At 57.0% G+C, this 16,349-nt stretch carries 8 protein-coding genes; 7 read left to right on the plus strand and 1 reads right to left on the minus strand.

Translation table 11 applies throughout. The features are described 5' to 3' along the window. The first annotated feature begins 171 nt into the window (after positions 1-171). From BLU85_RS23325 to BLU85_RS23350, 6 genes are all read left to right on the plus strand, one after another. Positions 172-2,577, plus strand: coding sequence for a hypothetical protein (locus BLU85_RS23325; protein ID WP_092204071.1), 2,406 nt, complete (start codon positions 172-174; stop codon positions 2,575-2,577). Between the two features lie 80 nt (positions 2,578-2,657). Continuing rightward, entirely contained in the window at positions 2,658-6,020 is a 3,363-nt protein-coding gene (locus BLU85_RS23330; RefSeq protein WP_092204072.1) for a hypothetical protein, read from the plus strand. 67 nt (positions 6,021-6,087) lie between these two features. Next, positions 6,088-10,701 carry an RHS repeat domain-containing protein gene (locus tag BLU85_RS23335; RefSeq protein ID WP_092204073.1) on the plus strand — a complete coding sequence of 1,538 codons (4,614 nt, stop codon included), beginning with the start codon at positions 6,088-6,090 and terminating at the stop codon, positions 10,699-10,701. Between the two features lie 453 nt (positions 10,702-11,154). After that, a complete protein-coding gene (locus BLU85_RS23340) occupies positions 11,155-11,706 on the plus strand; it encodes a fimbrial protein (RefSeq protein WP_092204074.1) in 552 nt (183 codons plus the stop codon). An 82-nt stretch (positions 11,707-11,788) separates the two neighbouring features. After that, complete coding sequence (locus BLU85_RS23345; protein ID WP_092204075.1) at positions 11,789-12,541, plus strand: fimbrial biogenesis chaperone; 753 nt, start codon at positions 11,789-11,791, stop codon at positions 12,539-12,541. Between the two features lie 34 nt (positions 12,542-12,575). Then, a complete protein-coding gene (locus BLU85_RS23350) occupies positions 12,576-15,077 on the plus strand; it encodes a fimbria/pilus outer membrane usher protein (protein ID WP_092204076.1) in 2,502 nt (833 codons plus the stop codon). On the opposite strand, the gene BLU85_RS31180 is transcribed toward BLU85_RS23350, so the two are convergent. Then, entirely contained in the window at positions 15,074-15,247 is a 174-nt protein-coding gene (locus tag BLU85_RS31180) for a hypothetical protein (protein ID WP_170847626.1), read from the minus strand. The genes BLU85_RS23350 and BLU85_RS31180 overlap by 4 nt on opposite strands. On the opposite strand from BLU85_RS31180, the gene BLU85_RS23355 reads away from it, so the two are divergent. Further along, complete coding sequence (locus tag BLU85_RS23355; RefSeq protein ID WP_170847627.1) at positions 15,246-16,211, plus strand: fimbrial protein; 966 nt, start codon at positions 15,246-15,248, stop codon at positions 16,209-16,211. The two genes, BLU85_RS31180 and BLU85_RS23355, sit on opposite strands and share 2 nt — an antisense overlap. Positions 16,212-16,349 lie beyond the last annotated feature (138 nt).

Below are 16,349 nucleotides of genomic sequence, written 5' to 3' on the forward strand. Positions count from 1 at the left end.
CTTGGTCTCTGGATAACTCTATTCGGTCAGTATTGAGATTTCCAGCCAATGCAGGACTCATTGGGTGCGTGCGATTTTGCGGTTCGCCGTATATGGCACCCCGATGCATCGTTATCGACGTTTTAATACTTTGAAAGACAGAGAGACTACCGGCTATCGGAGTGATAAATCATGAGCAAATTTACCCTGACGCAATTGACCAATCAGATGCAAGGTAAGTCCTTCACCTATGGCTGGGACGCGGTAACTCTCTACGATCAGCGCAAGACCAATGAATTGCTATTTCAATTATATGTCGAGCGATTCAATAGCGAAGATGGTTATATCGAGCCCATCACTATGGAGGCTCCGTGGGGTGACGGTAGCTATGTGGAGCATATGTATGGGCTTAAATTGGGTGCGCCGCGCTTATCCTTTGAAAACGCCGATCCGAAATTACCGGCGAAGACCCGCCTGACCATGGATATGATCGGCGGAATGATCGTCAGCACAAAAAAATATTCCGGCGGGCGGATGTTTGTTTCCAGAATGCTCAAGGTATTGCCGGTAGGCGGTCCGCAACTTTGGATGGATCAGCCAATCACCAAGGCAAGAGTCTCCGGGCTGGGCGATGTTCTGATCGACCTGCGTGATGCCGACAATTTTAATGCCAATTTCGTGATCGGCAGCCTGGCGATGGAGGACGTGGGCCGACGGTTTGAAGAATACATCAAGTCATTGGATACCAAGTTATCGTGGTTCCCTCTGGGGCGGCTTGAAGGCGATTTGAATGGGGTTTTAACGCCACAACATTTTGAAGTTCGGACTATGAAGTCCGATCCCAATGCCTTGTTTGGCGATGAAGAATATGGTGATGGCGCGGTGATGTTGTTCATCACCCTGAAAGATGGTCAAGACGGCCTTGACTTTCCCGGTATCAGAGATCCCTACATGATTCCGGCCGATGGCAATGGTCAGAGATATACCGGGACGATGCTACTATCTAGCCGAATTTTGGCAGGCAAAGTTCTCAAGCCCGCTCTGGAAGACTCCATCGGAAGCGGGCTGGTGTTGAGGGTGGTGGATGCTGGCCGGGACATGGCTTCGACATTGGAGGCTACAGCTGGCGGCGGAAATATATCTTGGGCCACGGCACAGTATCAGTATTGGTACGCACCCACTCAGAATTACGGTTGGACTAGTAGTAAGTTAGATCCGTTCGCTTATACGTTCAGCAAGATCGACAGCAATGCCCCGGGGTTAACCGTGAATTACAGTGCAACCCGTCGTCTTATGATTCACTGGATAGGTATCGTGTCGGGGCGATGCAAAGTGCCTGCAGTTAATCCGAGTCATGATTTTGATTATCGTTGTAATTATGAGCTGGGCATGAAGTTGGAGGTCCAGTTGAACAGGGAGAATAATCATGTAGAGCTGACCGATCCTGAATTGTTAGGTATGGACGCCGTTACCACCTTCGGTGGATCTGCCGGTCATTATTGGAATCTTGACGGTGAGAATGATACAAAGGGTCATATCAGGGAAAGGGTTCGAACAACAATTTATGATGCGGTCAAGACAATTGAAGTTCCTTCTATAGACACGTTTCTGATCAGGAATCTTTTGTTTCCCGGTCACAATGCCTTGCACTTGACCGAAGCATTTATTCCTGGCGATCTTGCGGTATTTGGTGAAATAGATCCACTGCGCACCAGCCTGGTTCTCTCACCCAGACAATCCACCATCGAGGCAACCAGCGGTTTTCAGTTCTCCTTGAGCGCAACGCCGGACAATCTCGTTTGGAAGGTCCGCGATGTCGATGGGCAAGTCGACATGCCGGAGTTGATCAGTTCAACCGGCTATTTTACCGCCCCGGCGGCAGACCAATTGCCCGACGGTTTCCTCGCCGTGGTGGTCACCGCCGAAGGGACCCTGAATGGCGTGGCGGTCCAAAGCTCTGCATTGGTCACGATACTGGCCAGTGTGATCGTGGCCAACCCGATATACGACGCCGGCGACCCAGGTGAAAAGCGCAAGTTTACTGCCCAGTCGGTGAATGGCGGAGTCTTGGAGTGGAACATTCTCACCCCCCAATGGGGCTCGAGGCTGGATCCGGTGGCAGGCAAGCCCGACGAACGTGAATATACGGCGGGCCCTGGTAGCACAGACCCGAACGTTCCGTTTTACATGGACAAGATCGAGATCAAGCAAACCGTCAATGGGGTGACGACGACTGCTTATATCCATTTCCTGATCACCAAGCTGGGGGTGACCACACCCATGTGGATATCCGAGGCGAGCGATCCTGCCAGCGGTACTGTGCAGTTTGAACTCAGGGGCAGGGAAGGCACTCCGATCGATCCGTCCCGGGTGATCTGGAAACTGCTCGGTGGAACAGGAACTTTCAACGATCAGACCGGGGTGTACCAGCAACCGGCATTCGTTCCTCCAGGCAGTCTTGTCGTGGTCTCCGGTACCGTCCCGGGCGAACTCCAGGACAGCCATGCCCTTGCCGCCGTTCCATTACCGCTCGAACGCTACGTGGAGTTGATCGGCAGTGTGGGAAATACCCTCAAGGCCGATTGGGGCTCTGACTGACATCAATGTAAAGGCCATCTGGTTGGCAGGTGTGCCGTTATTCATTCGCCGTTGCTTATAAATTGCTGAAGGCAAAAGCCATGACTACTTATTCGTTGAATGAACTCACCAATAGGATGAACGGCAAGTCGGTGACGCTCGGCTGGGATGCCGTGGTCTTCATGAACCGAGCCAAGGTCAATAGTCTATTGGAGCAGCAATACATTACCCGTTTCAACCGCGATAGCTTTCTCAAGCGTATTTTCGGTGCACCGTCCATGGTGCCGGATGACAGTGAATACCTGGAGATGAGTGGGTTGATCCTCAGCCATCCACGCTTGAGCTTCGAAAAAGCCTCACTGCGCAACTCACGGGCGACGGCGACCATGGATATCGTCTCGGGCACGGTGTCCTATGTCCGCAAGGGCTCCGGACAAGTTCCCGGGGCGATTCTCTACAGCTATGTGGTCAGCGTTAACCAGGGCTATACCTTGACCATGGATATCGACCTGACGGCGAGCCGCGGTACGGTCAATGAACAGGGCAGGGTCATCGTTGATATCGGTGATGGCTACAATTGCCGTTGTAACCTGGTCAATGAGGATCGAGCCCAGGAAACCCTCGGTAATTTCTTCAAGTCACTGTTTCTCGAACAGAAACCTGAAGACAGGATATATGAGCTAGGGATGCTCGACTTGCGCGATGTCGATCTCCTGGCGCCGCGTTCTTTTCTGATTCGCACCATGGCTACGGACGAGGGCAAGAATCGTGCTTCCGACGACTACGGTGAGGGAGCGGTGGTGGTATTTGTCCGGACCAAGGGCAATCCGAATGAAGGCGGCGACCCTAATGAACTTGCAGTGGATTATTTGATTCCCAATGATCGGCATCCGACGACGGGTAAGGCGTTGTATTCGGGGTCATTAATATTAGCCAGTCGTGTGGTTTTTGACTGGTATGTGCGGGAGGCGATTGAAAGACAGATCGGGGGGAATTTGAGGTTAAGAGCATCAGACTCAAATCATCTTGCACGAAAACTGTCTGCGGTAGCAGGGGGGTTTGATCTTCCTGGGTTTGAGATTGTGCTTGGCGAGGATCTTACCTCAAAGACTACACTACGCAATCATGGACCGTTGTCGTTCAATTTAGCTGACCCTGACCCCGATAAAGCACTGCAGGTTTTTTCCAATGACGAAAATAATCTGGAAGTTGCGCTACAAGGGGGACGACTTTTGCCTATGCATTATCGTCATTGGGTTTGGTTGATAGAGGACCAGAATAGGTATTGGGATGCGATAGCGACTGCTACGGTTAAGCTGACTTTTGCTCCCGTATTTTCATCTCAATTGAATTATGTAACTTTTGAAAGCGATGCTGAGTCAATCGTTCGATTCAATGGTGATTGGGATCCTGAAGAATTTCTAGTTAAGTTTTCTGATCGATTCAAGATTTTTGAGCGATTGGATGCCCATCTACGGCCTTCGTTCCTGGATATATTGAAAGTGTTCCGTTCGTTGGATCTGCCCGGCTTAAACGTTTTGGCCATCAGCAACCTACTTTTTCCCGAGCGCAATGCCTTGCAACTAACCGAAGCCCGATTGCCGGGCGACCTGCTGATGGTCGGGCACATCGATCCTAAAGAAACGACTTTCACCCTTGATCCTCTTTTGCCGGTGATCAAGGCAGGTGACAAGCAGACGTTCGAGATCCGACAACTGAGCTACAGACACTCGAATGTCCAATGGAGCGTACGCAGCGTGGATGGCAGTCGGGCACTGGGCGTCATTAGCAACAATGGCGAATATGAAGCCCCCGATGTCCACCTGCTCGACGGCAGTGCCATACGTAACGTAGTCACTGCCACGTACACCGATCCGGACACCGGTAAGGAAGTCACGGCTTCGGCCTTGGTAGTCGTTGTGTTGACCAGCGTGGTAGTAACGCCTTCAATGTCGCTGATCCCGATGAGCGATCGCCGTGATGTACGGCTCAAGGCGACTTCGCTGGGCGCCGGGCCATTTCGCTGGACGCCGCGCAGCAATGTCGGTTCGCTGCAGGTCAATGGCGCCGAGGCAGTCTATACACCGCCCTCTTCGGACCTGCTGGATGGCACGCTGAAAGCGGTATTGATCGATGTCGAAGACACCAGTACCGGCGAGAAAACCGTGGCCACTGTATTGTTGCGTCAAGGCAACTTTGCATTGAACATGTCGCCGACCCTGCATCCCGGCCTACGCCCCAATGGCACTGCATTATTGTCGCCACCGAGCCCGCACCGTCCTGAACAATTCACTTGGGAAGTGGTGGCCGGGGAGGGCAGCATCAATGGGCAAACCGGGCTGTTCACTGCGCCCTCAACGATCACGCAGCCCTACAGCGTGGTGAAAATCAGCCATTCCGATGAGTTTTTCGATCACTTCGGCTACAGCATCATTCACTTGTCCGAGCATGCCCGGCAGTCGCAATGGCACGCCCTGGATACCTTCGATTTCGAAGTCAGCACCTACCCTCCAACGGTGTATGCCAATGGCTTGCAACAGGCCAAGGTGACAGTGCGGGTTCAGCCTGCTGGTGATGGAGAGTTGTCGGAGAGTGAAATCGAGAGCATAAAGCTGGTCTCGGCAGAACAGAAAATCCCGTTGCCGGAAGTCGGTGAAGACGGGGTACCTGAAGGTAATAAATGGTATTACACCGAGTCCGAGAATATCTATGAGCGGTACCCTCATCCCACACTGAGTCAGGATGATCCTCCAAAAAGACCGAAGGGTATGGTGGTCAAGGAATTCTTTGTCCAATGCCATAAGGTTGAAGACCTACGCGTTGCAGCTATGTTACGTAGCGACAACTATGAAACGTTCTATTCCAACCCGGGATCGGAAGGCGATGCGGACCGTAAGGTCATCAATCTGCATGCTGTTGAACCGCCGGAAGCCGGCACCAGTGGAGGGGTACTTTTAACCTTTGGTGACAAAGGGCCGACGCGTGTCGATGGTGATGAGGACGATGAAAAAGATTTGACCACCCTTGATTACTACTATTTAAAACTACTGATTAATCAACGGCAGGTGCCTATAAAGAAAATTCAGTTTGTCGGCAACTCGAGTATGGTGAAGTGGGAAAGTGACACCATGCTTGAGGATATCCATAGCATTACCGGATATGCCATCGCCGATGACCTCAATGATAAGGGAAAGATAATTCTGCATACCGATGAAATTCTCAAGCGACGCTTGCTCGGTCAACTCAATGCGCCAGAGGAAACGGTTAGAGATGAAATACCGGCAGGTGAAGTATTGTTCAGCTTGCAGCGACGTGAATATTGGCGGTATGACGGTTATGCCAAGTCCGATTTTGATAAAGCACTGAATGTTATTGTATTTGACAAGTATGGCAACAGGCACAGTGTGATAATCGGCTTCGATGGAACTAATCGAAACAAGCTCGCGATAGTAGGGCAATCCTAGATGATTTACGGTGCGACCTGTTACAGGTCGCACCGTTTAAATATTCCGCTGCTTCAGGAGAAGCACCATGTCGACCTCAACAACCATCCACTCCAACGCCTTCAACTTCCTGAGCTTCATCCTGAACCAAGTAGACCCGCGAACCGGGCAATACACGTGCGCCATCTCCCTGCCCGAACTCAAGGCCAATGATCTCAACGGCCCGATAGTACCGCTGCAATTGAACTTCAATCCACTCAACGCCACCGACAGTGGTTTTGGCAAGGGCTGGAACCTGCAACTTTCGCAGTACGATCCGAACCGGCGGATCCTCTCGTTGTACACCGGGGAAACCTTCAAGGCCTACCCCGGGCCCGATGGCATGGAGATCCCGGAGAAGAAGCTCGACTCCTTTCATTTCCACGACTTGGGCAACCAACGCTACCGGGTCGAGCATAAATCCGGGTTGGTGGAGATCCTCCAGGTGGGGCAGGGCCAGTTCGCCATGCCGGTGGAGATGCGCTCGCCCCAAGGCCATAGCGTGACCCTGGAATACACCGCCTTCGGTACCGACCCGTTGCTGAGCAAAGTTCGCAACGCCGATCTCACCGAGCTGATGAGCCTGGAGCGCAGTGGCAACACCCTGGAGGTCAAGCTGCATCCCGGCAGCAAGTACGAAGCGTTGTTCGTGCTGAATATTCTGGGTGGCGAGACAAAAAGCATCGTCCTGCCCACCGAGGACCAGGCGTCCTGGCGTTTCGAGTACATCCCGCTGAGCGGTCTGACCTTGCTCAAGGAGGTCCATACCCCCACCGGCGGCCATGAAACGGTCAGCTATTCCGGTTCGCCACATGCGTTTCCCGGACTGGGCGACCGGACGTTGCCCCGGGTGCACTCGCACACCCGTGATCCGGGATTCGAACAGCCGCCCATCGAAACCCACTACGAGTACGACCGCACCGGCAATAACTTTCTCGGTTACGGTAGCGGCGTGACCTGGAGCGATGATGGCCTGGACAACCTCTATCACGACAACGTGATCAGAAACTATCAGTACGAAACCCGGGAAATTCTTTGGGACGCGATCGCCGAGAAACCAATACGGACCACTCGCCGGGTGTTCAACCGGTTCCATTTGTTGGTGCTCGAAGAAGTCCTGCAAAAGGCCGGCAGCGCGAACGGGGATGACACCTTGTTGGTGACTGAGAACGAGTACCACGTCAATCCGCTGGATGACTTCAAGGACCAACCGAACTTTTTCCAACTGCCCAAGCGCGTCACCCAGACCTGGCGCCATGCCGCTGCCACCGTGCCGCGGCGCGAAGAGGTGGTCACCACCACCTATGACGATTTCGGCAACCTGCTGGAGCAGGTCAATGCAAATGGCGTGACTGAAACCAGCAGTTGGTACCTTGCCGCCGGCGAGGACGGCTGCCCGCCCGATCCGCAGGGCTTCGTGCGCAGTATCAAGAGCAAGACCATCACCCCGGCGCCCTCGGGCTACGGCGCCGCACCGACTTTGCAGACCCGTTATCGCTATGCCGAATATCCCGGGCTCACGGGTACGTCGCCCTGGCTGGCCTTGAGTGAGGAGAACCTGTTCGAGGGTGATCAGGTTCGGCAACAGAGCGCCTTCACCTACATCAATGCACCAGGCAATGCCTTCGAACACGGGCGCAAGTTGCAGGATGTGGTGACCCTCAACGGCCTGGCGACCACCACCGACTACGTCTACAGCAAGACCCGTAACGCCCGCGCCGATGAAACCGTACTGCACACCGTCAATACCGTGCGGGGTTTTGACGGCGAGGAAAAGACGATTCGCCTGGAGCATTCACTGCTCAATGGCGAGCCGCTGCTCAGCCGTGATGACAACGATGTGGCGATTGCCACCGAATATGACCTGCTCGGTCGGGCGACCAAGGAAACCGTGGCCCCGGACACTCCCTACGAGGCCAGTCGTACCTACACCTACACCCTGGTCAACGCGGTGGGCCAGCAGGCCCAGCAAAGCGCCATCGACGTCAAGGGGGTCGAGACCATCAGTTGGCTCGACGGGCACAACCGGGTGCTCAAGGAAACCCGTCGCGATGCCGATGGGCTGGGCGGCAATCCGCAGGCGTTCCGCGAGATATACCGGGCGAGCTACAACCAGCTCGAACAGATGACCAGCGAAACCGTGATCGACTGGGAGCGCGGCAAGGACGTGCCGCTCACCAGCCTCTTCAACTATGACGACTGGGGCGAACAGCGCAGTGTGATCCGCCCCGATGGGGTCGAGGAACACGAGGTCACCGACCCCATTCACCGCACCACCACGCAATGGCTCGAGGGCCAGGGCAAGACCGTCACCACCAACAACCTGTTCGACAAGCCCGACAGCGTCAAGCGCATCGACTGCAATGAGCAGCAGATCAGCGAGCATGTCTACCATTACGACGGGCTGGGGCGCACCGCCGAGGAATACGATGCGGCTGGCAACTGGACCCGTTATGAATACGACGCGTTCGACCGGATGACCAAGACCCTGTTGCCGGACAGCACCGAGGTCGAGCGCAAGTATGCGCTCCACAGCAGCGAAGACCTGCCGGTGGAGATCAATGTCAATGGAGCGGTGCTCGGTGAGCAAGTTTTCGATGGCCTGGACCGGATGATCAAGTCGATTACCGGCGGGCGCGTAAGCGTCTATACCTTCGATCCGGGGCAACGCCAGCCGAAAAGCGTCAAGCGCCCCAGCGGGTTGGAAACCGCCTATGTCTACCGGCCGGAACTCGGCGAAGACCCGGAGCAGCGGATCGCCGTGGAAAGCACCGCGAACTACAGCTATGACGCGCAAAATGCCCGGCTGCTGAGCACTGAGGAGCAGGATCCGCAAGGCAACACCCATCGGTTGGTCCGCTCATACTTCAGCACCGGCGAAATAAAAAGCGAAAGCCGCGAACAGACCGGCCAGCCAACGCGGGTCATGCACTACGAGTACAGCCGCCAGGCGCGCCTGGTCAGCTACACCGATGTGCTCGAACAGACCCAGTCCTATGAGTACGACGACCATGCCCGGCTGATCGCCACCGAGCTGGGCACCACCCGTTCGACCTTTACCTACGACGATTGGGGGCAGCTCCAGGACATCGAGACCGTCGATGGCGGGCAGACATTGAACACTCATCTGGAGTACGACGATTTTGGTCGGGAGGTGCTGCGCCGTTTCGACTTGGGCGGTGGCGTGGTCCAGACCCTGACCCAGGTGTACGACGAGGTCGACCGGCTGACGCAGCGGACCCTGGTGCAGGGCAGCGAGACCTTGCGCGATGAAACCTACAGCTACGATATGCGTGGACGATTGGTGGAGTACGCCTGCACCGGTAGCCAGGCACCGGTAGACCCCTATGGCAAGACCATCAGCAGCCAGATGTTCGGTTTTGATGCCCAGGACAACCTGGACTTTGTCGAAACCGCGTTCGACGGCGGGCGCAACGCCAGTTACTACGAGTACGGCAATCCGGATGATCCCTGCCAACTGACGGCGATTACCAACACCTTCCAGCCCGATTATCCGGCGCGACTGGAGTTCACCTATGACGCCGATGGCAACCTGCTGCAGGACGAGGCCGGGCGCATCCTCGAGTACGACAGCCTGGGGCGGTTGATCAGTGTCAGCGCTTTGTCCGGCGAGTCGGGCAGTAGCTATCGCTACGATGCGCTGGATACCTTGAGCGGTAGCCGTATGGCTGGCGCCAATGAGTCGAGGTTCTACCAGGATGGCGAGTTGGCCAATCAACTGGTGGGTTCCGAGGGCAATACATTTGTGCGTGCCGAGGGCGTGGTGCTCGGGGAGCAGGCGGGCACGCTGGGAAAGTCATTATTGCTGGCTACTGACGCCATGAACACCGTGCTGCATGAGGTCCATCAGGGCGGGGGAGAGGGTATCGCCTATTCACCTTACGGTCATCGAGCAGATCGCTCATCGTTGAACAGTCATCTGGGTTACAACGGAGAGCTGCGCGAAATACAAACCGGTTGGTATTTATTGGGTAATGGCTACCGGGCTTATAACCCTTTATTGAGGCGCTTCCATAGCCCGGACTCGATGAGTCCTTTTGGCAGGGGTGATGTCAATGCGTATTGCTATGTAACCAACCCATTGAGTGAAAGTGATCCGACGGGGCATTTTCCGTTTTCTAAATTGTTGTCAAGGTTTGGCAGAGGTGTCAGGGGGTTGTTTGGTGGAGGTGCTAGCAAGGCTGCTGGCAAGGTTGCAAGAACGCCAAGTGTCAGCAGCAGTTTAGCGAGTGACGTTTCGATTGCCTCTAAAGGTGAATATAAGAGGCTTAAGGCATTGGAGTTTGTGGAAGAAACCAGGCGTGGAGCGTATGAGGATAAGCTTACCAAGTATAATCTCGCCAAGAAGTCAGGAGCCGATCCGAAAAAACTTGCTAAGGCGGAAGAATCCATGAATTCCGCCAAATTTGACTATGATGAAGTTCAACGAGATGTGCATATAGTCACGGAAACATGGAAGAGAGGCCAGGAAATACCTTTGGATGTTCGGCTGCGAATGTCTGAATATGCGGAGGAACATAGCAAACATTTGACGCGTATTCGTCAGACTAACGCACGTATAGAAAATGAGAGGAAGTCTAGATTGGAGCGAGATTTAAGACGTGAACATGTGTCTGATCCCGCTCGGTTTTGGAATAGATAACTCTTTGTTCTGTTTCGCAGCAACAAGAGTGTAACGTGCTCGACGTCGGCTGAGTTGTCGGTTCCAATGGCGCGATCCTGATACGGATCGCGCCATTGGAAGAAAAGCGGCTCTTAGTTTCATCGATGTCTTATTTCCTCATTCACCCACCCAGCGTGAAATGCGTTTCTTACCCTCTTCAAAATACCTATCTCTCCTCCCGCACTGCTGAAATTTCCCACAACAAATGCCTCCCTCTCCGACATCGACCTGTAAGAGAAATCCTTAAAGTCCGCCCCGCAATTCATCGGGGCTTCAGGCGAACCTGAACGTCCCGGGTTTTGCCTGTTAAAGCCTGCTCAAGCCGAACCCAAGGCATACAGCTGGGTTTTACAACACACTTGCGCGCAGCGCCGTCCAATTTGGTGCTGCGGGGCGAGAAAACTCTATTTTCCCCTACAGGTTCAATCCTCCATGAAGCAATCCCTTTTGGCACTCCCCCTTGGCCTGATCCTCGGCATGGCCGCCTCTTCGGCCTTTGCCACCACCGGCACCATCAACTTCGAGGGGATGATCACCGACATCACCTGCCCGATCGAAATCATCAACCCGGAAACCGGCGCGCCGGGAAACCTGGTGCGTCTGGGCCGGGTTGCCAGCAGCCAGTTCGCGGCCATCGGCGATGAAGCCGGGCACCGTGATTTCGCCATGCGCGTCACCCCAGGCGCCGGTTGCACGGCGCCGACCAACGCCACCGTCAAGTTCACCGGCGTGCACGGTGCCACTGGCGCCGGCAACACCCTGCATGCCCTGCGTTCGGGCACCGGTTATGCCCGTGGTATCGGTCTTGCGATCATGGACAACAAGGGTGCGCTGATCGGCTACGGCGCCGAGTCGGCCGACTATCCACTGGATGACACGTCCCCTACCGATATGCGCTTCACCGCGGCCTACAAATCCACCGCAGGGTCGGTCACCACCGGTGCCGCCCAGGTTGAAGTTGCCTTTATCGTCAACATCACCTGATCTGCATCCCCCGGCGCCAGCCGGGGGACCTCGGTAAGCGCCTGGGTACTCTTGGAGTGCCCAGGCCCAAGGTATCCGTTTTATGTACAGCCTGAGCATCCCCACAGTTTTTTCCAAGGCGATCCGAGCCTGTTTGCTGGTTCTCGCACTGATCGTCCAGATTCCCGCTAGCCAGGCGGCCTTGAGCATCAACGGCACACGCCTGGTGTTCACCAGTGAACAGCGCAGTGCCGCATTGATCGTCAGCAACCCCAGCCAGCAGACCTATGCCGTGCAAACCTGGGTCAATACCGAGAGTGACGACACCACCACCGCCGTGCCGCTTATCGCTTCGCCGCCGTTGTTCCGCCTGGATCCGGGTAAGGAACAGCAGGTGCAGATCAACCGCCTGCCCAACGATTTGCCCGAGGATCGCGAGTCGCTGTTCTTCTTCAATGTCCAGGAAATTCCCCAGGCTGAGAACGCGGAATCCAATGTGTTGAATATCGCCCTACGTACGCGAATCAAGGTGTTCCATCGCCCCGCCGGGCTTACGCAGAACCCGACGCTGCGCCTCAAGGACTTGCAATGGTCGATCAGGCAAGTCGAGGGCAAAACGCATTTGTGGGTGGACAATCCGAGCCCGTTCCATGTGTCTTTCCTGCGCATCGAAGTCAAAGGCAATGGCCAGCAACAGGCCTTCAGCAGCCCGGCCATGGCCTATCCGTTCTCCAGCCAGTCCTACCCGTTGGAAGGGATCAAGCCGGCCGCCGGACTGCAGGTGAGTTTCTCGACCGTGGACGACTATGGCGCGCATGTCAGCTCGGCGCCCATGGCGATCCAACTGCTTCCCTGACACGCCCCCGCACGACTATCGCTGGAAGACCACCATGACCCATGTACTTGCCCGCCGCCGGCCCTTGCGCCAGCGGCTCGCTCCTCTGTTTGTCCTTGGCGGAGCCGTTGGCGGGTTCGACGCCAAGCCCGCATCGGCGACCCAGGCGCTTGAATTCCAGTCCGGCTTCATGCATCAGGGCGGTACCGCCGGCACCCTGGCCCTTGAAGCCTTGACCCAGGGTCAGGCGCTCGCTCCGGGGCGCTATCGGGTAGCTGTCCAGATCAACCGCCATTACATCGGTGAGCGAGAACTGGATTTCAGTCTCGATCCCGACCAGCAAAGCCTCTCGCCTTGTCTGGATGCGGGGCTGCTGGAGCAGTTGGGTGTCAGGCTCGAGAGCCTGGTCTTGCCCCAGGACGCCAAATGTCTGGATCTACGGGCATTGATTGCCGATGCCCGCGTCGAGTTCGACGCCGGCAAGTTGTTGCTGTCGCTCTCGGTGCCGCAGATCGCCATGCACCGTGACAGGATCGGACAGGTCGATCCCGAGCAGTGGGATGCCGGTATCAACGCGGCGTTCGTCAACTACCAGGTATCCGCCCAGCAAGGCACCAGTCGCTATCGCGGTTCTACCAGCAGTGATGACCTGTACCTCAACAGCGGCCTCAACCTGGGCGCCTGGCGATTGCGCAGTAATCACGCACTGCACCAGAACACCGACGGCCAGCGCGAATGGACCCAGGCTTATACCTATGCCCAGCGCGACCTGCCCGGCACCCGGGCCAACTTGACCCTGGGCAAGACCTTCACTGGCGGCGAGATTTTTCGCAGTGTGCCGATCACCGGGATGGTCGTTGCCTCCGACATGGGCATGCTGCCCGACCTGCAGCAGGGCTACGCGCCGATCATTCGCGGCGTGGTCCAGGCGCGCTCCAAGCTGGAAATCAAGCAGAACGGCTACCCGATCTACTCCACCTATGTCAGCGCCGGCCCCTATGAGATCGACGATCTGAGCACCGCTGGCGGCAGCGGCGAGCTGGAAGTGGTGTTGACCGCCGACGACGGGCAGGTCCAGCGTTTTATCCAACCCTATGCCACCTTGGGTAACTTGCTGCGCGAAGGGGTCTGGCGCTACAGCGCGACCCTGGGGCGTTACTCGGCCGTCAGCGGCCAGGACGATCCCTTGCTCTGGCAGGGCACCCTGGCCCTGGGCAGTGCCTGGAACACCACCTGGTATGGCGGGGTGATGGGCAGTGATTTCTACCGGGCCGGCAACCTGGGCCTGGCCCGGGACTGGGGCGGCCTTGGCGCCCTGGCCTTCGACCTCACCCATTCCAGCGCCGAGTCGGGACGTGGTGAGGGTGTGCAGGGCATGAGCTACGCGCTGAAATACAGCAAGGCCTTCCAGACCAGCACCAGCCTGCGTTTCGCCGGTTATCGCTACTCCACCGAAGGTTATCGGGATTTCGACGAAAGCGTGCGTGAGCGCAACCGCGACGGCAAGTTCGCCGGTAGCCGGCGTAGCCGCCTGGAAGCCGCGGTGTTCCAGGACCTGGGGCGAACCAGCTCGGTCAACCTGACCCTCTCGCAAGACGATTACTGGGGCAATAACCCGCAACAGCGCCAGTTCCAGTTCAACCTCAGTACCCAGCACCGTAAGGTCAGCTACAACCTGTTCGCCTCGCAGTCCCTGAGCGATGAACGCAACGGCAGTCGCCGACAGGCCGGTTTGAGTATTTCCTTTCCCTTGGACTTCGGTCATTCGAACACCGCGACCCTGGGCTTCCAGGACAATGCCGGTCGCTACAGCCAGACCGCGCGCCTGACCGGCAGCGCCGATCAGAACCGGCTCAGCTATAGCACTGCGCTGAGCAACAGCGACGACAACCAGCGCTCGGCGACCTTGGCCCTCGGTTATCAAGCGCCCTTCGGCAGCGTGGGCGGAGGCTACACCCAGGGCAACGGCTATCGCAGCCTCTCACTGAATGCCAGTGGTGCGCTCCTGCTGCATGGCGATGGCCTTGAATGGGGTCCCTACCTGGGCGAAACCATGGGCTTGGTGGTGGTGCCCGACACCCCGGGCGTCGGCGTACTGAATGCCACCGGCGTGCGCACCAACGCCCAGGGCTACGCCCTGGCCCCTCATCTGCGTCCTTACCGGCAGAACCAGGTGGTGCTGCAAACCGATCAGTTGGATCCGGAGATAGAGATCGACAACGGCGTGACCCATGTAGTGCCCCGACGCGGCGCCGTGGTCAAGGCCGCCTTTACCGCGCGCAAGGTCAACCGCGTGGTCTTGACGGGCCGCACCCCGGGGGGGCAGCCGTTGCCGTTTGGCGCCCAGGTCAGCGATGCCCGCGGCGAGCGGCTCGGCGTGGTTGGGCAGGCCGGGCAAGTCCTGCTGACCACCACGGCCGAACCACAGACGCTGGATGTGCGCTGGGGCAAGGAGCCCGGACAGCATTGCCAGCTGCAGATCGCGCCGCAAAGCATGGAACAGGCGCAAGGCTATCGGCTTCAGACACTCACCTGCACCGAGCCGTTGGCGCATTAATTTCCTTGCCGGGCGCCGCAACGCTGCGCGCGCCCTGATTCTTCAGGAATTCGACAGATGAAATCAGCATCACGAGGATTGGCCGGGGTCGTTGCCTTGATCGCCGCCTGCCAGATCGAGGTGGCTGCGGCTGCCAGTTTTTGCCGTTGGGTGACTTCGGCCAGCAGCATGACTTTCCGCCTCGACGCAGGCAGCGTCTATGTGCCCAGGGATGCGGCGGCAGGGCATGTGATCGGTGAGTTCGATCGCAGCTTTTCCATGCCCAGTACCGAAGGCCAGATCATTCACTGCGAAAATGACCTGGGTTCGACGCTGACCTTCAACGCTGTCGCCAGCGCACCGCTGTTCCCTGGTACCTTGCCGCCGGTCAATGGCGAAGACGTCAACGGTAAGGTGTTCATGACCGGGATCGACGGCATCGGGGCGCGTATCAAGTTGCAGCATCCGTTCGATGGTGTCGCCGCCGATGCCTTCGTTCCGATTACCGAGCCGACCGTTCCCTTCAATGCCTTGCTCAGCGCCGCGGTGTCCAATACCGCACCGCTGCGTATCGACCAGCTTCGCGGCAAGCTCACGCTGATCAAGACCGGGCCTATTGCGCCTGGCCCGCATACCTTCGACAAGGCCTTGTTCGGCACGCGCTTTTCCAATATTGGCAACGGCTTCGACTTCCAGTTGAGCGGCACGGTGCTCCAGGCCCAGTGCGGTGTCTCCAGCGTCAGCGCCAACCCGGTGCCGTTGGGCGACTGGCGCACCTCGGACTTCGGCGCGCCCGACACGGCCACCCCGGCGGTGCCGTTCAATATCACTCTGGGCAACTGCGACGCCGATCCCGGCGACATCAATGTCTCCTGGGCCAATATTCGCCTGGAAACCACCAACGGCTCGGTGCCGATCCCCGGCGTGGAAGGCGGGTTTACCTTGGGCACCGGTTCGACGGCCAGTGGCGTCGGCATCCAGGTCCTCAAGGCCGACGGGGTGACCCCGGTGGCCCTGCAGCAGGAGGTTCCGCTGGCGGCGATTTCACCGGGGACTACCGTTCTCGACTTGAGTGCGCGTCTCTATCAGACGGACCCACGGGTTGTTGCTGGGGTGGTGAAGGGGGCGTTGAATTTTACGATCAGTTTTCATTGAGCTGAATGTCCCTGATACATGCCGGCTCCTGCAGATTGCACTTTTTAGCAGGGGCCGGCCTTGATTGGTTGCCAATCCTGTTACTTCTTACAGTAGGCAGATCGGCCGGGAAAACCGACACTGACGGTCAGGTTGTTT

This window comes from Pseudomonas sp. NFACC14, assembly GCF_900106885.1.
Taxonomy (GTDB): domain Bacteria; phylum Pseudomonadota; class Gammaproteobacteria; order Pseudomonadales; family Pseudomonadaceae; genus Aquipseudomonas; species Aquipseudomonas fluorescens_AA.